The organism is uncultured Winogradskyella sp., from assembly GCF_947498345.1.
Classification (GTDB): Bacteria; Bacteroidota; Bacteroidia; order Flavobacteriales; family Flavobacteriaceae; genus Winogradskyella.
The window spans coordinates 256,077-275,611 of the sequence record NZ_CANMJY010000002.1; the positions used below are offsets into that span (position 1 = coordinate 256,077).

General features: G+C 32.9%; 20 protein-coding genes. 4 read left to right on the forward strand and 16 right to left on the reverse strand.

The genetic code is table 11. The features are described 5' to 3' along the window. Positions 1–5: 5 nt before the first annotated feature. From Q0912_RS04300 to Q0912_RS04310, 3 genes are read right to left on the reverse strand one after another with little or no spacing between them, the layout of a single operon-like run. Complete coding sequence (locus Q0912_RS04300) at positions 6–1,175, reverse strand: efflux RND transporter periplasmic adaptor subunit (protein ID WP_299112399.1); 1,170 nt, start codon at positions 1,173–1,175, stop codon at positions 6–8. Between the two features lie 10 nt (positions 1,176–1,185). Next, the gene (locus Q0912_RS04305; protein WP_299112401.1) at positions 1,186–2,592 is read right to left on the reverse strand and encodes a TolC family protein; all 1,407 of its coding nucleotides are present in this window, start codon (positions 2,590–2,592) and stop codon (positions 1,186–1,188) included. 7 nt (positions 2,593–2,599) lie between these two features. After that, a complete protein-coding gene (locus Q0912_RS04310; protein WP_299112403.1) occupies positions 2,600–3,205 on the reverse strand; it encodes a TetR/AcrR family transcriptional regulator in 606 nt (201 codons plus the stop codon). 152 nt (positions 3,206–3,357) lie between these two features. Here Q0912_RS04310 and Q0912_RS04315 point away from each other — a divergent pair, with 152 nt between their 5' ends. Together Q0912_RS04315 and Q0912_RS04320 are read left to right on the forward strand one after the other, a co-directional pair. Next, the gene (locus Q0912_RS04315; protein WP_299112405.1) at positions 3,358–4,332 is read left to right on the forward strand and encodes a polyprenyl synthetase family protein; all 975 of its coding nucleotides are present in this window, start codon (positions 3,358–3,360) and stop codon (positions 4,330–4,332) included. Then, a complete protein-coding gene (locus Q0912_RS04320) occupies positions 4,332–4,682 on the forward strand; it encodes a hypothetical protein (RefSeq protein WP_299112407.1) in 351 nt (116 codons plus the stop codon). Before Q0912_RS04315 ends, Q0912_RS04320 begins: the two co-directional genes overlap by 1 nt. Positions 4,683–4,684: 2 nt before the next feature. Here the strand turns inward: Q0912_RS04320 and Q0912_RS04325 are convergent, their stop codons facing one another. The 12 genes from Q0912_RS04325 to Q0912_RS04380 all read right to left on the reverse strand — a co-directional run bounded on the left by Q0912_RS04325 (position 4,685) and on the right by Q0912_RS04380 (position 15,533). After that, positions 4,685–6,673 (reverse strand): TonB-dependent receptor, encoded by a 1,989-nt coding sequence (locus Q0912_RS04325; protein ID WP_299112409.1) that lies wholly within the window; start codon positions 6,671–6,673, stop codon positions 4,685–4,687. Positions 6,674–6,778: 105 nt separating this feature from the next. Then, positions 6,779–7,624, reverse strand: a complete 846-nt coding sequence (locus Q0912_RS04330) for a hypothetical protein (RefSeq protein ID WP_299112411.1) — start codon at positions 7,622–7,624, stop codon at positions 6,779–6,781. 98 nt (positions 7,625–7,722) lie between these two features. Then, positions 7,723–8,121 carry a hypothetical protein gene (locus tag Q0912_RS04335; RefSeq protein WP_299112413.1) on the reverse strand — a complete coding sequence of 133 codons (399 nt, stop codon included), beginning with the start codon at positions 8,119–8,121 and terminating at the stop codon, positions 7,723–7,725. A gap of 54 nt (positions 8,122–8,175) precedes the next feature. Next, complete coding sequence (locus Q0912_RS04340; protein ID WP_299112414.1) at positions 8,176–8,604, reverse strand: hypothetical protein; 429 nt, start codon at positions 8,602–8,604, stop codon at positions 8,176–8,178. Positions 8,605–8,606: 2 nt separating this feature from the next. Next, positions 8,607–9,389 (reverse strand): ABC transporter permease, encoded by a 783-nt coding sequence (locus tag Q0912_RS04345; protein ID WP_299112417.1) that lies wholly within the window; start codon positions 9,387–9,389, stop codon positions 8,607–8,609. Continuing rightward, positions 9,382–10,089, reverse strand: a complete 708-nt coding sequence (locus Q0912_RS04350) for an ABC transporter ATP-binding protein (protein ID WP_299112419.1) — start codon at positions 10,087–10,089, stop codon at positions 9,382–9,384. Before Q0912_RS04350 ends, Q0912_RS04345 begins: the two co-directional genes overlap by 8 nt. Next, positions 10,083–11,324 (reverse strand): nitrous oxide reductase family maturation protein NosD, encoded by a 1,242-nt coding sequence (locus tag Q0912_RS04355; RefSeq protein WP_299112421.1) that lies wholly within the window; start codon positions 11,322–11,324, stop codon positions 10,083–10,085. Before Q0912_RS04355 ends, Q0912_RS04350 begins: the two co-directional genes overlap by 7 nt. A gap of 9 nt (positions 11,325–11,333) precedes the next feature. Beyond that, on the reverse strand, positions 11,334–11,762 hold the full coding sequence (locus Q0912_RS04360) for a nitrous oxide reductase accessory protein NosL (RefSeq protein ID WP_299112423.1): 429 nt from the start codon (positions 11,760–11,762) through the stop codon (positions 11,334–11,336). Continuing rightward, entirely contained in the window at positions 11,759–12,376 is a 618-nt protein-coding gene (locus tag Q0912_RS04365) for a hypothetical protein (RefSeq protein ID WP_299112425.1), read from the reverse strand. The genes Q0912_RS04360 and Q0912_RS04365 overlap by 4 nt, the downstream gene beginning before the upstream one ends. Before the next feature lie 89 nt (positions 12,377–12,465). Next, positions 12,466–14,415 (reverse strand): Sec-dependent nitrous-oxide reductase, encoded by a 1,950-nt coding sequence (gene nosZ, locus Q0912_RS04370; RefSeq protein ID WP_299112427.1) that lies wholly within the window; start codon positions 14,413–14,415, stop codon positions 12,466–12,468. Between the two features lie 28 nt (positions 14,416–14,443). Beyond that, a complete protein-coding gene (locus tag Q0912_RS04375) occupies positions 14,444–15,028 on the reverse strand; it encodes a fasciclin domain-containing protein (RefSeq protein ID WP_299112429.1) in 585 nt (194 codons plus the stop codon). A gap of 25 nt (positions 15,029–15,053) precedes the next feature. After that, positions 15,054–15,533 (reverse strand): cytochrome c, encoded by a 480-nt coding sequence (locus Q0912_RS04380; RefSeq protein WP_299112431.1) that lies wholly within the window; start codon positions 15,531–15,533, stop codon positions 15,054–15,056. Positions 15,534–15,652: 119 nt separating this feature from the next. Between Q0912_RS04380 and Q0912_RS04385 the strand changes: the two genes are divergently transcribed. Then, the gene (locus tag Q0912_RS04385) at positions 15,653–16,084 is read left to right on the forward strand and encodes an Rrf2 family transcriptional regulator (RefSeq protein WP_299112433.1); all 432 of its coding nucleotides are present in this window, start codon (positions 15,653–15,655) and stop codon (positions 16,082–16,084) included. Between the two features lie 2 nt (positions 16,085–16,086). On the opposite strand, the gene Q0912_RS04390 is transcribed toward Q0912_RS04385, so the two are convergent. Continuing rightward, the gene (locus Q0912_RS04390) at positions 16,087–16,632 is read right to left on the reverse strand and encodes an alpha-ketoglutarate decarboxylase (RefSeq protein ID WP_299112435.1); all 546 of its coding nucleotides are present in this window, start codon (positions 16,630–16,632) and stop codon (positions 16,087–16,089) included. Between the two features lie 111 nt (positions 16,633–16,743). Here Q0912_RS04390 and Q0912_RS04395 point away from each other — a divergent pair, with 111 nt between their 5' ends. Further along, positions 16,744–19,500 (forward strand): 2-oxoglutarate dehydrogenase E1 component, encoded by a 2,757-nt coding sequence (locus Q0912_RS04395; protein ID WP_299112437.1) that lies wholly within the window; start codon positions 16,744–16,746, stop codon positions 19,498–19,500. Positions 19,501–19,535: the final 35 nt, after the last annotated feature.

Sequence of the window (19,535 nt, forward strand, 5' to 3'; positions counted from 1 at the left end):
GGTTATTAGTCTTTATTAATAATCTTTACAGTTTGTCCTTCTTTTACGCTACGAGCACCTTCTCTAATGACCTCTGCGTTTTCTTCTAGACCAGATAATACTTCAATATCATCACCTTGAGTTTTCCCAGTCTCTATTATAACTTGCTTTGCAATTGCTTTGTCTTGTTTTTTATCAGTTAAGACATAGATGTATTGCTGTCCTTGCGCATTTTCTGAAATAATACTTTGTGGGATTAGGATAGCTTTTTCGTTAGTATAGTCATTAATTTTTAGTCGTGCTGTAAGATTTGGTTTAATCGTTTTGTCCTTGTTAGGTACAGCAATTTCAACATCAAATGTTCGGTTAGCAGGATTGATAAAATTACCAGTTTGTCTAACCTCAGAAGTTAATTTTTTACCTAATACAGGAAATAGGACTTCGACCTTTTTTCCTCTAGTAATACTGGTTATGTAACTTTCAGGAACATCAGTTTTAATGTACATGTCTTTAAGATTTACTAAACGCATTAGCTGAGTTTGTCCTGGTAATGCAACATTGCCTTGCTCTGTGATTACATCATCGATAACACCAGAAAATGGTGCTCTAACATTATTTTTAGCTAGTTGTTGATTGATTTGAGCGATATTTTTTTGAAGCCCTTCGTATTGAGATTTTGTTTGAAGGTATTGAATCTCGCTACCTATTTTTTGATCCCAAAGACGTTTTTGACGTTCAAAAGTTGTTTTTGCCAAATCAGCTTGTACTTCTAATTGTGCCTTTTGTTGACTTAGACCTCCATCATCAATAGAGGCTAATAACTGTCCTTTGGTTACATTCTGACCTTCTTTTACATATACGCGTGTTATAATTCCACCAACTTCTGGTGTTAAGACAATGTTTTGTTTGGTTTCAACACTTCCTTGTAATTCTAGAAAATGTTTAAATTCTTCAATTTTAGCATTAAAAGTTGTAATTAATGGTACATTTCTATCTGGGCTTATGTTTTGAAGCTTTTCATCTAATTGTTTGATTTGAAGCGCTAATGCTTGTTGTTCATTAACCAATTCATCTTTCTTTTTTTGAATAGCTTCAGAGTTGTCTGATGCTACAAGTTCTTCTATGGATTGTCCTTTCTCTCCCGAACAGGCTACCAATAGTGATGTTAAAATGATTAAACTATATATATTTTTCATGATGATAATTTTAAAAGTTGGTTGTGTTATTAGTAATGGTTTCTAATTCTGCCTTATTATTTATAACATCTAACATGGCCTGTAATAATTCTTGTTGAGCTGTATACAATTGTGTTTGTGCTTGTCGTAATTCAAAGCTCGAAGCTATACCTTCAAAGAATTTGGTTTGGTTTTTTGATTCTATACGCTCAGCGAGAGATAGATTTTGTTTTTTATTATAATAATCTTCCGTTGCAAATTTGTAGTTACTTTTAGCAGTTTCTATTTCTAGTTTTAAACGCTGTTCGGTTTCAGTAAGATCATCTTTAGATTTTTCTAAATTTATTCTTGCGCGTTGTGTAGCAGCGCTTCTGCCTCCGGAACTAAATATTGGTAGATTAAGGTTAAAACCGAATGATGAAAACCCTGCCCAACGTTGTTCTCTATCTAAAAAAGTAAACTCATCTGCGAAGCCTAAATAACCACCATCTATGTAAGCACTTAATGATGGTAAAGCTCTAGTCTTTTCTAATTTTAATAGTAGCTCTTTAGATTTTTTATCGTTTTCTGCAATTTTATAATCAATTGTACTAGTAACATCATTTTTAAGCTCTAGTGCTTCAAGAGATATGTTTTTCTCAGTAAGTTGCTCTAAATCTTCAGTTAATGTGACATTAGTGGCATAATCAATACCAAGTGTTATGTTAAACATTTGATAGGCGATACCTTTTAATCGTTTAGCATTATTTAGGTTACTTTTTACATTAGATAATGTAATTTGAAGTTGTTCTACGCTTTCTTCTTCTTCAAGACCATTTTCGTATATCTTGGTTGTTTCGTTAAGGTTTTTCTCTAAAACAGCAATGTTTTTTTCAAAGATATTTACACTTTCTTCCGACAGTAATGCATTACCATAAGCATTGATTACGGCTTTTCTAACTTCTAAGTCGGTCTTATCTTTAGCGTTTTTAGATATTTCTAAAAAAACTTTAGCAGATTGTAAACCAACCAGATAAGACCCATCGAAGATTAATTGATTAAGTGTTGCGCTAGCGCTAATATTTTGTTTTGTACCAAATATAACTTCCGAAAACCCTTCAAGTGACTCGGGAGTTCCGTTTGCAGTTAGACCAAAAAATTCCTCAACCGTATCTATAGTTCCTTGTCTACTATCAAAAGCAGAATTGGGTATCACAGAAACCTGCTGTTTTATAAAGTTTTGGTAATTGATGCCAGCATTAATCTGAGGTAGTCCAGTTGCTGTTGTCTCCCATTTTTGTTGTTCTGCTGCTTTAATATCTCGAGCAGCATTTTTAGCTTGTCTATTATTTTCTAAGGCGTAATCAATAGCTTCTTGTAATGTAAAGCTTGCAGGGATGTCTTGGGCGAAACCAAGACTAAAACACATTAGAAAAAAGAAAATTGATAGGTTTTTCATTCTGTTGTTATGATTGATTTTTTGTAATAAATTGGTTTAATATTTTAAATCCTTTTTCGGTTACGATAGCTCGTAAATGGTATTCCAGGAAGCTTTCCATAAGATATTCCATATTAAAATGTTCTCTTGGGAATATAGTTTCGTCCTTAATACCAGTCATGCCATTGAAGTATAACCTGGCAATAAATTCGACATCTATATTAGATCTAAAAACACCAGATTCTATACCATTTTCTAAGCTTTCGGAAACCGATTCGTGCATTTTTTCAAATTGCTTGCTTTTAAGGCCTTCATAAATTTTAGGATAATATTTTTTTAACTGAAACTGTGGGGACGCCTTCTCACTTTTTAAGTGTTGCATTACATACATTTTAATTGAATACAATTCCTCGATAGGGTTAGGTGCGCTTTCACAAATTTCATCTATACCATCACAAATCGTATCAAACAAGTGAAAGGTTACAGCCTCTACCAATTTCGTTTTATTACTAAAATGTACATAAATCGTCTTTTTAGAAATGCCCATTTCATTAGCAATATCATCCATAGTAACACTTTTAAAACCAAGTGTTAAAAACAAATCTGAAGACTTATGTATAATTTTTTCTCTCATCTTTAGTACTCCGTAAGGACGGATTTTTCCTTTTTTGAAGTGCAAATGTAAATATGGAAACTTTAAAAACAAAAAAAGTTTCCAAAGTTTTAATAAATTTTTAACATAGTTAACATTAGCTTTAAATATGTTGAAAGCTTTATTTTTGTTTTATGCAAAATATTGAAGCTTATCAAAAATCTTTTATAACTTATTTAGAGGATTTTGCCGTTGAAAGAGAGCCTAGAAGTCTTTACAAGCCTATAAATTATATTCTTAAACTTGGCGGAAAACGACTTAGACCTGTGCTAACTTTAATGACATCAGAAATTTTTGATGGAGACCCCAAAGATGCTATCAATGCAGCACTTTCGGTCGAGGTGTTTCATAATTTTTCTTTGGTACACGATGATATAATGGACGATGCACCATTACGTCGAGGGAAGGAAACAGTACATGAAAAGTGGGATTTAAACACTGGTATTCTTTCTGGTGATGCCATGTTAATATTGGCCTACCAATTGTTTGAAAATTATGAGCCAAACACGTTTAGGGCATTAGCTCAATTGTTTAGTAAAACGGCTTTAGAAGTCTGTGAAGGACAGCAGTACGATATTGATTTTGAAACCAGAGATGATGTTGCTATACCAGAATATCTCAAAATGATTGAGTATAAAACAGCGGTTTTGGTAGGGGCTGCAATGAAAATGGGAGCTATTGTAGCTAAAGCTTCTGAAGAGGATCAAAATTCAATTTATGATTTTGGGCGCTTTTTGGGTATAGCATTTCAATTACAAGATGATTATTTGGATGCTTTTGGAAATCCTGAAACTTTTGGAAAACAAGTTGGTGGTGATATACTCGAAAATAAAAAGACGTATTTATACCTTAAAACTTTAGAGTTAGGTACTGAAGAGGATAAATTAAGTTTAATAAAAATGATGTCGAGCAATTCAATTTCTAATGCTACAAAAGTAAATGCTGTGAAAACGCTTTTTGATAATTCAGGAGCATCAAAAGCGACTCAAAAAGCTGTAGAAGATTATACGAACAAAGCTTTTGAAGTGCTTAAAAAGCTAAATATATCTAGCGATAAAAAGCAATTATTAAGATTGTTTGGTGAGCAGTTAATGAATAGACGTGTTTAATGAGTTTACCCTCTAATTTTGAAACTTTAATTTTAGAAGCTAATCAGCTACAACTCTATAAAAAACTAATTCTTCAGCTGAATAAAGATTTATTGTACGCCAATATAGATTTAGAGTTTGATGAAAATACGATTCCTTCAAGTTTAAAGTTAGTGTTGCAAGACACCGTTTTTCACCTCATTCAAAACAAGTTTTCGGATTATCTTAATTTACTTTATCAGGTCGATGTTTCAGAATCAAAGATTCGTTCGCTTAATGGGGGGGATACTTTAAAACTCTCTGAAGATGTTACTTTTTTAATTTTACAACGTGAGTGGCAAAAGGTTTGGTATAAAGCTAAATACTCTTAACATTAGGGCAATAGATAAGATAGGTTAATATAAAAATTTCGGCCTTGTCTTGGAATATTATTCCAATCGGCATAAGTAGAATATTTAGAATCTAAAATATTTTCTATTCCATACTTTAAAATTGTTCTTCCTTTTTTACCATAAAAAGCATTTCCTAAATTAAGATTTAAAATTGCATAAGCAGCGGTCTCGTCTTCGCCATAGAAGCTACTATATTTACTTTGGTTTCCATTACCATCGAGTTGCAAAGCTACATTGAATTTAGGCTTCTTGAAGTTTAATTCTGCGAAATATGGAAAAGGTCTAATCAATGGCAAATTTTCTCCATTACTTCCTTTTCCGTAATTATATCCAAGCGTACCATTAATAGAAAAACTGTCTGATATATTATAGCTACTATTTAAATATACATCGAAAATAGAGACATTGTCTAATGCACTATAAATGCGTACTCCATTAGCACCAATAGTCATAGAACTTATGCTAGGTTCTATATCACCAATGATATAGTCCATGATATAGAAGTATGAAGACTCTACACTGACTTTAAATTTGTTGTATGTTTTTGAAAAACTAAAATTTGCCTCGAGAGCTTTTTCATTTTTTAAGTTGGGATTGCCTATATAATCGTAATTATCAAAGCTGTTAAATAAAAAGAAACCATAACCTTCACTTACAGAAGGTGCACGTTCTCCATAACCTAGCCCCAAAGCCATGTTTAAGGTTTCTTTCTTTATGTTGTATGATGATGCTAAACTCATTAAAAAGCGATTTTGTTGATCATCAATATCTGGATGAAAAATTCGCAAGCTCTCTACGCCAACTTCTTTTGCTATTCTATTGTTGTGAAACCCTAATCTTATAGATGATGAAAATGTTTGGCTATCACTAATACGCCAATTGTCTTTTATGAATAACCCAGAATACAAAGTTCTAATATCTGGCCAGGTGTACATAAACATGTCTGGCTCATTAGGATTGCTAGAAAACATGGTCATTTCTGCAAGAGACTTATTATAAAACCCGTTTAGATTAAAAGTGAAATGATGATTATTTTTAGTAATATTAGCTTTACTATAAAAACCATATGTGTCACTCCAACCAGGCATATCCATACGTATTGGTACATCTGGTCGATTAGTATCGTCCATTATGTGTGTAATAGTGTTAAAATACACTTTTGTTTCTAAGGATTTAAATGGTTTATCGGTTGGCTTGTAATAATGTGTTACAGAACTAATTAAAGCATCAGCTAACGAGACGTCCATTGGTAATGCAGGATAACCAACATCCGTTGCTCTATCATAAATAATATTAGCATCTAAGCTATGTATTTCAGAAATTTCATAACCAGATTGTAAAGAGATGTTGTATTTCTGAAATTGAGAATACAATACTTCTTCATTGTTACCCGCATCATAGTTTTCGGATGTTCTAAAAATGCCGTCTGCACTGATAAAAAATTTTTGTCTTGAGTATTCTAAATCTAAACCTGTTGCAAAAAAATCACCATTAGTTTCGTATCCTAGATCTATACTAGATTTTAGGCCAGAATCGTTAAATTTTGATGTGGGTAATTGTAAATCAATACCGCCACCTACACAATGCCCGTTTTCTGTACCTTCTTGTCCAGAACCAATAGTTACTTTTTCTAGATTAGATACATCTACATAAGATGTTATAGGATCCATCTTATCAGTACATGCACCAAAAATTTGCATACCGTCAATGGTTACAACCAAACGATCACTAACCATATTGTTTAGAGTTGGTTCCCAGGCATAATTACCACGTTTTATCATAGTTACATTATTAGATTTTTCTAAGTAATCATCAATACTAGATAATGTTTTTTCTTGCCGATTATTATTCAGTTTACGTCGAGTAATAATAACGACTTCCTCGAGCTTTGTGGTGTCTTTTTTTTGTTCTTGACTCGTGCCATAGAATGAAAATAGAGCACAAAGTATTACTGTGATTAGCTGTTTCATAGCTAACGGAATATTAAATTAATGAAAAACTGTTTTGTTATATTGAGCGCAGTTGAGAGTTTAAAAATTTAGTACAGCCACGCTCAATTAAAAATCATATACGCATTAAAACTCTAGCTCCAGATATAAGCTACTGGCTTCGTTTTCTTCCGTAACATCTTCACCTTTTAGAACTTCGTCAGAAGCATTCATCAGTTTAAGATTTAATTTCCAATAACCTGTCATGGTTAATGATAAGTCTCCATAGTAGAAATTATCTGTGCTATTAAATGTAAGGTTTGTATTATTTGGTGAACTATGGTTACCCATACCTGGCATACGAGGGTCTAAAGTAATTGTGTAATCTTCGACCACAGGAAATGTCATCATGTTTTCCATTTTAAACAAACCAACTTTCATAGTATTTATAGCAATGCTTGGGTCTTTGGGCTCTATTAAAGCTAAGATGTAACGCGTATTATTACTAGCCATAAAACTTGCTACGTTTTGGTTTTCGTATTGCAAGACATTTATGGTATCTGTAACAGAATACTCTAAGCCGTCAACTGTATATTCTATTGTTAATGACCAACCCGAACTGTCCATACCTGCCATTTGATAAATGATAAAACCACTATAAACGGTATTTTTACCCGACACTTTGTTGATTGTTGATTTTGGACAAGAATGTTGCATAGTAGGCATTTGCATCATAGGTATCCATGATAAACTGGTATTTTCATAATAGGTATCTGTTGTATTGTTTTTAATTCGAATGCTTATCTCATTGTAACCAGTTTCAAACAGGCCTTTTTCATTAAAAAGCTCAATAGTTTGATTGCCATTAACAATTTCTTTTATAAGTAATAAACCTTCGACTTCGTTTACTGGGTTTGAATCATTATTGTCGTCTGTAGAGCATGAGAATATAAGTGCTAAAAACACTATTGGTGATAAATATTTAAGTTTCATTTCTATCTTTTTTTATTAAAAATTAGGATATAATTGTCTTTTCCATACGTTTTTAAACTATAGAAAAGAGGATTGTGCTATATGCACTCAGAAAAGAATTAACTTAAATTGGGTGGGGGTGTATCTATATCATAAAACTTAGATATAGGTTGAAATAATCTAGAGTCGATATTAAATTGTTTAGTGTGATAGTTGATTTCGTATTGATTGGTATATAAAGTTACATCAGAAATTAGAAAAACATCTAAACGTATTCTGTTTGTATTAGGTGCAGGCACCTCTGAGTTAGTGTCTGCATTATTTTTCACTAATTCCTTACGTAATTGACATTTACCATTACAACCTTTTTGTTCTTCTTTTTGAATACAGAGTGTTTTTGCGATGAAATCTTGATTGATGACAAAATCGGTTACAATAATAATGTTGTTAATATTGTTTGCTAATAGAACAAAGGTTAAAAACAATGCTGTAATCTTATGAATTACCGTAATTATCATGAGGCTAATTTCGGACTATTTTGTCTTAAATAAGCTGACATTTGTCAGTTGAAATTAAGTTTTAAAGTATCGAAAATATATCGCTACAAGATGCTTTAAGTGAGTAGTTTTTTGCTTTAGTTTATCTATACTTTCAGTTTCTTTTATTTGGGTGATTTCTTCTAAAAGCGGGACTAATACAATATGTAACTGATCATGTGCTGTACCTTTCATATTACAGCTTTTAATAATATAGCTGGTTTCTTTAGAAAGGGCATTACCTAAGACTTTACCGTTTAATAATGTGTTGCTTTTGAGTATGGAATCTATACGCATCATACCAATATGAGTTTCTTTATTGGCAATCCATTTTTTGTTATTGTTTAGGGTAAGACCTTGAAGTTTAATTTTGGGTTTAGAATTAACCTCACCGTTTTTATTTTCACAAGAATAGAAAGCTATAAATAAGATTGTAACTATAACAAAAGCATAATATCTTTTCATTATTAAAAATCTTTTTTCTTCGATTTAAAGACGATTCTAAAAATGGGTAAAACTACCCAAACAGTTAACATTATAAATGATGTAATAAGCCCAAAACTAGTGCCAAAGAATTGTTTAAATACAGCACCAGTGTAACCTAATAAAGCTGAAATATCTAATTTTAATAAGATCAGAGTCCTTGATAAATCAATAGGATTTAGCATGGTGCCAATTAAGGAAACTTTATCTAATGGGTAATCTTCAAATAAAATTAGAGACATGAGAAATAAGCCATCATAGATTATAGCTAGGAATAACCACATTAGTATAGCATAGCCAAACCCTTTAATTTTATTTTCATTAGAAAGGGCAATATTAAATGCCAGAGCACTAAATATGAAGGTTAAAAATACACCTACAACAAGTAGTAGCGAAAAATCCCAAATGGCATTAGATTTAAATAATCCATAAGCCATAAAAGGAATGCCTAATCCTATAATTAAACTCATGGATAAAGAAATGGCGACGCCCAAAAACTGACCTAAAAAAATTGAAGACCGCTTTAAAGGTTGCGCTAGCAATAACTCCGTAAACTCTTTTGAGTTATAGTAATACATAACACCAAAGATAGTGCCTATAAGTGGTACTAAAACAATGATTACATTCATTAGTGTAATTACAGCTTTGGATAAGTCATTGTTAAGGAACAAGAGCACAATACCTAATAGAAGATAAAATGCAAAGTAGACATAACTCCAACTACTACGCATTAAATCGAAAAAACTATATTTTAATATTTTAAGCATGGTTTTTAGTTAAAATGTTAGCAATAGCATGTTCAAAATCTTGCTGTTTAGTTTTTGCCTTTAATTCATCAATACTACCTTTAAAGTAGATTTTGCCTTCGAGGATAAATACAATTTTGTCGGCTACTTCCTCAACAAAACTCATAATATGAGATGTAATTAAGATGGTTTTTCCTTTATTTTTTTCTACCTCAATGAGTTCTTTAAGCCGTATTAATGAGATAGGATCTAAACCTGTAGTTGGCTCATCTAAAATTATAATAGGACTATTAAACATAAACGTTAAAACAATATTTACTTTTTGTTTGGTTCCGCCAGACAGTGTACCCAGCTTTTTGTTTAAAAAAGGCTCTAATTTAAATTTCGAAATTAAGTTTTGGTCTTCATCTGTTTTACCTCTCAAATCCTTAATCATTTTAATAAGTTCACTGACTTTTAGATTGCTAGGGAAATTTGCAATTTGGGGCAAGTAATCTATTTCATGGCGATAGGCTGAGTTGTTTTTAATATTAGTGTTAAACACTTTAAGGGTTCCTCTATCAGGTATTACCATGCCGAGTATGGTTTTTATAATAGTGGTTTTTCCAGATCCATTTGGTCCTAGTACAGCAAAAATGCCACCTTCTTTAATTGATAAATTGATACCATTAAGCACATTGTTTTTATCGAATTTTTTATATAAATCGATGATTTCTACCATGTTACCTGGGTCATTAAAGGTTGGTTATCAATTAGGTTTTCTGGTGTAAAAACGGGTGATACTTTTTCAGAAAAGTCAATTATATCTATAAACAAACTACGAAGCAAAACAATACTCTCTGGTGTACGATTTACTAAGTATGAAAAAAGCTTTACAGGTCTATAAGGTATATCTCCAATACCATCTTTGTCTAAGTCATAGCCTGTGTAATTACTCCAATAATTATTTTCAAACTTATTACTGTTTAAATTTCCTGAATAAGACAAGTCAAAAGAATTATACAAGAAATTGTTTTTAGAATAGATGTTATCGTAACATGCACCATGTACTTTTATGGCATAGCCGTTATTTTTAAAAGTGTTTTCTATGTATGTAATTCTGTTAGTACCATCGGCATTAATACCAATAGTATTATCCTCAAAAATATTATGCTTTAATTCGGCATCATTTATTTCTTTTAGTAAGATTCCATAAGAAGCCGTTCCCCAGTTTTTCTTGAAGATATTATTATACATTTTTATCTTCTTTGAAAACATAACAGCAACACCAGCCCCATTAGCTTTGAATGTGTTATTCTCATAAGTATTGTCATTTGAGAACATAAAATGTAGCCCATATCTCATATTTTCAGTAGAATAATTGTTGGAAATGTAACTGTTGCTCCCAAATTCCAGATATATACCATCACGCATTCGTCTTACGTCATTATTAGTGATTTTTATATGCTCACAGTGCCAAAGATGAATAGCATTGCCAGAATCTGCTTCGGCTAAACCTTCACCAGAAATGGTGTTATTATGTATAATGCCGTCTTTTGACTTCTGAATTAAAAACCCAAAAAATGCATTTTCCACCGTAATATTTTCGATTAGGAAGTCATAGGATTTAAAAAGTAAAACAGCAGCATATTCTTTAGTATAGCTTACTTCTATGTTTTTAATGGTGAGGTTTTTAATAATAATATCGGTTGCTTCAACAGAAAACCCATAACCATTTTGTTGTGTGTCTATAATAGTACCTTCTTCTCCAGTGATATGGAGTGATTTTTTGTAAATAATTAAGTTAGATTCTTTGTAAAGTCCTTTTTTTATGAAAATACGATCGCCACTTTGAGAGCTATCAATTGCTCCTTGTATAGTTTTATAATCACAATCTGCTTTGCAAACAGTAAGTGTTTGTGCTGACGCAAAGCAGGTTGAAATTAAAAGCAGAAGTATACCTAATTGTATTTTCATACCTTCAAGTTAGTTAAGTTTTTTGAATATACCTCTCCAGTCATAGAATTCAGCATCTCTATTATCAATTGTTGTTTTAGCTTGTGATAAAGATATGAACCCAGTAAGATTAGCACCCATTGGGCTTGTAATTTCTTCGCATACAACATAACTAGCTGTTTTTGCATTAATCATAATGCCTGGTGTATTGTAGTTAGTAATTAAAAGATTACTTTCTGGGACAAGTTCTTGTTTATCATCTAAAAATCTAATCATACACTCAATTGCATCGAACTTAAATTGTTTGCCTTTACCCGTAACCATTTGAGCTGCATGTGTTTTTGTAACGATTGTCATTTGGCAATAGTTGCACATATCTGTACCATAGTTTATAGATTCTGGTGTTTTACTGCATCCTAAGGTTAAAGAAAGAGCTAACAAAAGTCCAAGGTGTTTCATGCTTTTAAAGATTTCATTTTTTTGTTGCCAAGCCAAAAAGCTACCAAGGTTAAGAACATTCCAAATCCCATCATGTAAGCTCCAGTATGAGGGTATGAGTGTGCAACGAAATTTAGAATATTTTTTGTACCAAATAAAGGAGGTTTATAGCTTAAAGGATTTCCATCGGCATCTGTCATTTTCATAATAGCTTTAGGGTCTAAATTGGTGCCATAATCTACCATCCATGCATTAAAGTCATACATACCTAAAATTCCTAAAATACACATAAGAATGAGCCAGGCTATAAACCATTTTGGCGAAATACCTTTAAAGAACCCCAATAAACCAATAAACATCCCCAAAATAGCCATACCTCCAACTATTTTCGGAAAGGCACTAAACTCCCACATTTCATGAGATTTCGGTAACTTACGCATACCAATATAGTGGTTAAGTCCATCGATATTTTGCAAGTCGTGTTTTTTTTTACCCTCTAGACCATTGAGATGAATGTTCATTCCAATACCGTTTGGGTATTGTGGAGCTTCCAGCTCAATGCTCCATAAAGGATATACAAATAATCCTAGTAATAGTGCTGAGCCTATTATCATTATTATACTTGCGGGTTTCATAAACTTTGATTTAAAAGAATGGGCGAGTAGAAATAACTCGCCCATTTTGAGTTAAATAACATTTAAAACACTAAAACTATCTAACTTTATTATTCATCTAGTGTGAATTTAAGTGGTGTATTAGAATTTGCTGCAGACACTCTTATATATCCTTGCATTTCTTGATGTAAAGCAGAGCAGAAATCCGTACAATAGAATGGCCAAACACCTTCACGTTTAGGTTCCCATATGATAGTTTTGGTTTGTCCTGGCATTACTAAAATCTCTGATGTATTGGCACCAATAATTGAGAAACCATGTGGGACATCAAAGTCTTGTTCTAAATTAGTCATATGCAGATATACTTTATCTCCAACCTTAACACCTTCTATATTATCTGGCGAAAAGTGACTACGAATCATTGTCATGCTTATATGGACTTCGTTACCATTACGCGTTACTTTAGCTTCACTCTCACTTTTTGCAGCATAAGGATGCTCATTCTCGGATAGTTCGTAGTATTTTTTGCTCTTATCTTTAATGATATCGGCTCTAATACCTGCGGCATAATGAGGTTCACCATGAGTAGGGAAATCAGATAATAACTCCATTTTATCACCACTAATATCATATAACTGAGCGGAGTGTTCTAACTCAGGTCCAGTAGGTAAGTATCGGTCTTTAGTAATCTTATTCATTGCAACCATATATTTACCAAATGGTTTTCTAGAGTTACCTCCTGGAATCATAAGATGACCTACAGAGTAGAATGTAGGTTGTCTATCAAGTACTTCCCAAGTCCCTAGCTTCCATTTTACAACTTCAGATGAGATAAAGAATGTGGTGTAGGCATTTCCCTTTCCGTCAAACTCAGTATGTAACGGGCCTAAGCCAGGCTGTGCTACCACACCGGCTATTGTGTTTTCATAACTTAATACAGGTATTCCATAAGAATCATCCACAAAATCCTTGTTTTTTATTGCGGTTTGAATTTTTTCAAAAGAATACACACTTAAATCTGTAGATAATTTACCACTACCAATGATATATTCTCCAGAAGGATCAACATCACAACCATGAGGCGATTTTGGAATTGGGATATAGAATACAGCTCCTTCCACTTCTCTTGGGTCAACCATTGTAACACCTTCTTTCATAGTAGATGTGGCGGTATGCGTTTTTTCATCATATACATTATGGGCGTATGTTCCTGGGGCTTTTTCGCCACCACCATTTTTAACATACTCTACAATTTTTTGCCAATTAACAGCAGCGATATAGTCTTTGTCATTTTGCGAAGCATTTACCTCCATCAGCGTATTAGCTTCTTCTGTGTTATAACTGGTGAAGAAGAACCAGCCATGGGATTTATTACGTCCAGGATGTGCTAAATCGTAATTAAAACCTGGCATGTTTAATTGAAATTCTAAATTCATCCTACCGTTATCGGCAATACTTACAAATGAAAGCGGGCCTTTAAATTGTCCCTTCATTTCATTAATTGGCATATCACGTTGTGGATTAGGAACTGCAAAACGTGTACCTGCGACAATGTATTCTGTATTTTCAGTTACAAATGAAGAGGCATGATTACCAGCACTGTTAGGTAACTCAATAATTTCTTCAGTTTCAAATGTAGTAAGACTTATACGTGCTATACGTGGTGTGTTGTTTTCATTGATAAAAATCCATCTTCCATCAAGTTCACCATTAGTTTGCGAAATATCCGGATGGTGAGCATCACCCCAAGGCACAAAACCAAATGATGTATTTAACATTGGTTTTGTTTCTTCAGAGTATCCGTAACCAGATGTTGGGAATTGAGAAAATACAGGGATCTCTTTAAGCATTCTGCCACTTGGAAGACCAGCAACAGTAATATTACCACTATAACCTCCCGAAAAGAAAGCATAGTACTCGTCATGTTCACCTGGTGCAACATATACTTTTTCAGCCTTACTCGAAGACATAGCACCAGAATTGCTGTCATTGTTATTGCCACAATTTGTCATAAAGATAAGAGTAGCAATACCCAATATATATTTACCTATTTTAGCCATATAATTTTGTTTTAATGAGTTGATTTATTTAGTCTTTTGGTAAAATGACACTCTCAGTAACGTGTACCCAGCCATTACTTACGTTTACTGTTCCTATGATTTTTACACCATCTATAAATAATTCGCCATCCTTTTCAGTAACTTCTAAATATTTACCTGAGGCCATATAAAGTTTACGTTTCTTTTTGGCATTCTTTTTTAACATATCAACTGGGTAATTTGCAGGAGCTACATGGTGTGTTAGTATAAAGGCTAGCTTACTTTTATTTTCAGGTTTTAATAAATTATTAAGTGTCGTTTCATCTATTTTAGCAAAGGCATCATTATTAGGTGCAAACACAGTAAGTGGGCCAACATTAACCAAGGCATTTTCAACACCAGCCGCTTGTACTGCAGCTACTAAAGTTGAATGATCTTCTGATTGAATAGCCAGCTGTAATGCATTAGGAGTACCACCTTCATCTTTAATGAATGCTTGTCCTGTTTTTTCAGTCGAAGTTTCATTTTTTGGATTTTCGTTAGTTGTGTTTTCAGATGTTTTTGTACTGTTATTACAAGCAACAAAACACACTAAAAGCACAACAAATAATAAAAATTTGATTAGTGTTTTCATTGGTTTTATTTTTTATGTTAATAGCTTAAAGTGTTCTGAAATATTCAAGAACTGCTCTGGCTTCTTCCTTTGTTAAGTTTTGATTTGCCATTGGGGAACCATTAAATTCTATAAGAAGGTCTTTTGCTAATTGATCTTCTTTCACCATTTCTTCTGGGTTTAGAATCATATTCATTACCCACTCTGGAGTACGGCGCTCTAAAATGCCTTTAGGGGAAGGACCAATAAATTTTTTCTCTGCTTTATGACAGGCAGTACACATTTTGTCGTAAACTTCTTTACCATGTGCGGCCATATTTTTGTCAACTACCAGACCTAAATCTACAGATGTAATAGGTCCAATACCCTTATTGTTTAGATCTACTCGTTTTGAAGCGGGTTCTTTCACTTCTTTTTTTTCAGGTTCTTTTTTACCATAAGAAGGTTCGTCTTTTTTGTCACTTCCGCCACAACTAAATAAAATTAGTGTGATAATTAACGTTAAAAATTTTAGTGCTTTTTTCATTAGAATCTATATTTAGATGAAGCAAATATAGACGCGAGATTGTGAATAAAATATGATAAAAATCATATTTAAGATAAAAAAGTCTTTTTTATCTTTGTCTTAGATAATTTAATACGTTTATGTTTTCTAATTCAACTAAATACGCGATAAAAGCTACGCTTTATCTAGCTGTAAATTCTTCAGAAAATGAAAAAGTAGTGATTAGCGATATTGCAAAACCCATCAATGTTCCAAAAGCCTATATTGCTAAAATATTACAAGCTTTATCAAAAAAAAATCTTATTTCATCTACTAAAGGCCCAAAAGGAGGGTTTTATATAAGTGAAGAGAACAAACAAGTAAAAATTGCTGAGATAGTTAATGCAATAGATGGAGAAACACGTATTAATTCTTGTTTGTTAAGTTTAAAAGAATGTGATAGCGGTAATCCATGTTCTTTACATCATTTAGTATATAAAGAAAAACAGTTAATAATAGAAAGGTTAGGAAGTACTAGCTTAGAAGAGTTAGCCAAACATATTAAAAGTGGAAAATCTGTTTTGCCTTTATAAAATTAAAACCAAAATCTAACAAAAGGCATCCAGGCTTGGTTTTGAATACTCTTATCTTCATCATATAAAATATCATATCTAACTCCAAAAGTCACATTACCACTGCGGTATCCAGCGCCTAAAAATAAGGCTGGATACCAATAGTTGTCGTCGACATTGGCCACAAATTGTTCATCAAAATCTCTATCGACGTACAATTGTTCAAATTCGGTAGAAATTTGTAATTCAGGGTAAGGGTTAAAAAGCCCAATGATGCTTCCACCAATAACTGTAGATTTAAAGACATCGCGTTCAGAACTGTATTGAAAGTTTAAACCAACTCCTGTTGAAACATAAGCATTATACCTATACAAAGTAGCTGGCGCTATAGCTCCGCTAAAAAACCCATCTCCAAAATTTAATCCAAGCCCTCCCCCAAATTGTACATTTTCCCAAAAACTGCTTTTATTTGAATCATATTGAGCTAATGAGGTATTGCTAAATACTAGTGTTAAAATGATACAGACTATTATCTTATTACTAAGCTTGGTATGGAGTTTTATCATCATTAAATACGTGCATTTCTAATTGTTATAAATATAATAAAACCACATCTATTTTTTGTAAAAGTTGTATTTTTGAAGAAATTTTGTTGAAACGACAACGTCTCGTAAAAAATAATGGATAAATATTCCTTTCTCAACGCAGCACACACAGCATATTTTGCTGATTTGTACGACCAATACCTAAAAAATCCTGATTCTGTAGAACCTAGTTGGCGTGCCTTTTTTCAAGGTTACGATTTCGGGTCTGAAAGCTATGGAATGGATGGTGAAATTGTTGAAGGTGTTTCTGCGCAAATACCAGAGCAGCTTCAAAAAGAATTTCAGGTTGTAAAACTCATAGATGGCTATAGAAATCGAGGTCATTTATTTACAAAAACTAATCCAGTTAGAGCAAGACGCAAATATGCTCCTACACTAGAGATTGAAAATTTTGGGTTATCACAAAGCGATTTAAACTCAACATTTTCGGCAGGTGAAATTATAGACTTGGGTGCAGCAACGCTCCAAAATATAATTGATCATTTAGAACGCATTTATTGCGATTCTATAGGTGTTGAGTATATGTATATAAGAAAACCAGAAGAGATTGATTGGATTCAGAAAAAGTTGAATGTTAATGATAATCACCCTCAGTTTTCTGCAGATGAAAAGAAAAATATCTTAAAAAAGTTAAACGAAGCTGTATCTTTCGAAACTTTTTTGCACACTAAATATGTTGGCCAAAAGCGCTTCTCTTTAGAAGGGAACGAATCCTTAATACCTGCCTTAGATGCTATGATTGAAACTGCTGCAGGTTATGGGGTAAAGGAATTTGTCATGGGAATGGCACACCGTGGACGATTAAGTACTTTAACAAATATCTTTGGTAAATCTGCGAAAGATATTTTTAGTGAGTTTGATGGTAAGGATTATGAAGAAAAGATCTTTGATGGTGATGTGAAATATCACCTAGGTTGGACAAGTGATCGCGAAACAGATACTGGTAAAAAAATTAACTTAAGTATTGCACCAAACCCTTCACATTTAGAAACCGTTGGTGCAGTTGTAGAGGGCATTTCTAGAGCAAAGCAAGATAAAAATGAGATTGAAGATGCCTCTCAAGTCCTTCCGATAGTAGTTCATGGTGATGCAGCAATTGCAGGGCAGGGCTTAGTGTATGAGGTGGTACAAATGGCGCAGCTAGATGGTTATAAAACAAACGGAACGGTTCATATCGTTGTTAATAATCAAATTGGATTTACAACCAATTATTTAGATGGTCGTTCTAGTACGTATTGTACAGATGTTGGTAAAGTGACGCTTTCACCTGTACTTCATGTCAATGCAGATGATGCAGAATCTGTAGTTCATGCTACATTATTTGCTTTACATTTTAGAATGAAATTTAAACGCGACGTTTTTATTGACTTGCTGGGTTACAGAAAGTACGGTCATAATGAAGGAGATGAACCTAAGTTTACACAACCATTGTTATACAAAGCAATTTCTAAGCATAAGAATCCAAGAGATATTTATGCAGAACGATTAATTGCTGAAGGAGTGATTGATGATGGTTATGTAAAAAAAATTGAAAAGGAATACAAAGACAAACTTGAAGAAAAACTTGAAGACTCTCGTAAAATTGAAAAAACGGTTATTTCTCCCTTTATGCACGAGCAATGGAAGGATTTTGTTCGTGTAGATGAAAATGAAATGATGAAGCCTGTAGATACAACAGTTTCTGAGGCGCTTCTTAAGGATATCACAAAGGTAATCTCTAATTTACCTGAGGATAAAAAATTTATTAGAAAAATTCAACGTTTAGTAGAGTCTCGTCAAAAAATGTTTGATGAAAATCGATTAGATTGGGCAATGGCTGAACATTTGGCCTATGGCTCATTATTAGTAGAAGGTTTTAATGTTAGAATTTCTGGTCAAGATGTAGAAAGAGGTACATTTTCACATAGACATGCTGTAGTTAAAGTTGAAGATAGTGAGGAAGAAATTATCTTACTGAAGAATGTTTCTAACAACCAAGGTCAGTTTAATATATTCAACTCTTTATTATCAGAGTATGGTGTTGTAGGATTTGATTATGGTTATGCTATGGCAAGCCCAAATACATTAACAATTTGGGAAGCACAATTTGGGGATTTTAGCAATGGAGCTCAGATAATGATAGACCAGTATATATCTTCTGGTGAAGATAAATGGAAAACACAAAATGGTTTAGTGATGCTATTACCTCATGGTTATGAAGGCCAGGGAGCAGAACACTCTTCGGGTCGTATGGAACGTTATTTGCAAGTTTGTGCTAAGGACAATATGTTTGTTGCTGATTGTACAACTCCTGCCAATATGTTTCATTTGTTGCGTAAACAAATGAAAGCCAATTACAGAAAACCCTTAGTTGTGTTTACTCCAAAAAGCTTATTACGTCACCCAAAAGTAGTTTCTACAGTAGATGAATTTGCTAATGGAAGTTTTCAAATGCTAATCGATGATGAAAATGCAAAAGCAGATAAAGTAAAAACTTTAGTTTTTGTAACAGGAAAGTTCTATTACGATATACTAGAAGAGCAAGAAAAGTTAAATAGAGATGATGTGGTTATAGTGCGAATAGAACAATTATTCCCACTCCCAGTTGAAGATATAAGAAACATTCTTAAGAAGTATAAAAATGCAGATGATGTAGTTTGGGCTCAAGAAGAGCCTAAAAACATGGGAGCTTATAGCCATATGTTAATGCACTTAGATGAAGCAAGACAATGGAGAGCAGCAAGTAGAAGACCTTATGGTGCTCCAGCAGCAGGTAGCTCAGTGCGTTCAAAAATTAGACATCAACAAGTTATAGATTACGTTTTTGATAAAAGCAAAAACAACCAGAGATAAAAAATTAATACAACTCAAATTAGAGCTTAAATAAA

Bases quoted from the DNA above. Each gene is read 5' to 3' on its own strand.
- Q0912_RS04335 (WP_299112413.1), bottom strand. From the start codon at position 8,121: ATGATAATTACGGTAATTCATAAGATTACAGCATTGTTTTTAACCTTT.
- Q0912_RS04345 (WP_299112417.1), bottom strand. From the start codon at position 9,389: ATGCTTAAAATATTAAAATATAGTTTTTTCGATTTAATGCGTAGTAGT.
- Q0912_RS04390 (WP_299112435.1), bottom strand. From the start codon at position 16,632: ATGATGATAAAACTCCATACCAAGCTTAGTAATAAGATAATAGTCTGT.
- Q0912_RS04315 (WP_299112405.1), top strand. From the start codon at position 3,358: ATGCAAAATATTGAAGCTTATCAAAAATCTTTTATAACTTATTTAGAG.
- Q0912_RS04395 (WP_299112437.1), top strand. From the start codon at position 16,744: ATGGATAAATATTCCTTTCTCAACGCAGCACACACAGCATATTTTGCT.
- Q0912_RS04365 (WP_299112425.1), bottom strand. From the start codon at position 12,376: ATGAAACCCGCAAGTATAATAATGATAATAGGCTCAGCACTATTACTA.
- Q0912_RS04385 (WP_299112433.1), top strand. From the start codon at position 15,653: ATGTTTTCTAATTCAACTAAATACGCGATAAAAGCTACGCTTTATCTA.
- Q0912_RS04375 (WP_299112429.1), bottom strand. From the start codon at position 15,028: ATGAAAACACTAATCAAATTTTTATTATTTGTTGTGCTTTTAGTGTGT.
- Q0912_RS04350 (WP_299112419.1), bottom strand. From the start codon at position 10,089: ATGGTAGAAATCATCGATTTATATAAAAAATTCGATAAAAACAATGTG.
- Q0912_RS04310 (WP_299112403.1), bottom strand. From the start codon at position 3,205: ATGAGAGAAAAAATTATACATAAGTCTTCAGATTTGTTTTTAACACTT.
- Q0912_RS04300 (WP_299112399.1), bottom strand. From the start codon at position 1,175: ATGAAAAATATATATAGTTTAATCATTTTAACATCACTATTGGTAGCC.
- Q0912_RS04340 (WP_299112414.1), bottom strand. From the start codon at position 8,604: ATGAAAAGATATTATGCTTTTGTTATAGTTACAATCTTATTTATAGCT.
- Q0912_RS04360 (WP_299112423.1), bottom strand. From the start codon at position 11,762: ATGAAACACCTTGGACTTTTGTTAGCTCTTTCTTTAACCTTAGGATGC.
- Q0912_RS04380 (WP_299112431.1), bottom strand. From the start codon at position 15,533: ATGAAAAAAGCACTAAAATTTTTAACGTTAATTATCACACTAATTTTA.
- Q0912_RS04355 (WP_299112421.1), bottom strand. From the start codon at position 11,324: ATGAAAATACAATTAGGTATACTTCTGCTTTTAATTTCAACCTGCTTT.
- Q0912_RS04330 (WP_299112411.1), bottom strand. From the start codon at position 7,624: ATGAAACTTAAATATTTATCACCAATAGTGTTTTTAGCACTTATATTC.
- Q0912_RS04305 (WP_299112401.1), bottom strand. From the start codon at position 2,592: ATGAAAAACCTATCAATTTTCTTTTTTCTAATGTGTTTTAGTCTTGGT.
- Q0912_RS04320 (WP_299112407.1), top strand. From the start codon at position 4,332: ATGAGTTTACCCTCTAATTTTGAAACTTTAATTTTAGAAGCTAATCAG.
- nosZ (WP_299112427.1), bottom strand. From the start codon at position 14,415: ATGGCTAAAATAGGTAAATATATATTGGGTATTGCTACTCTTATCTTT.
- Q0912_RS04325 (WP_299112409.1), bottom strand. From the start codon at position 6,673: ATGAAACAGCTAATCACAGTAATACTTTGTGCTCTATTTTCATTCTAT.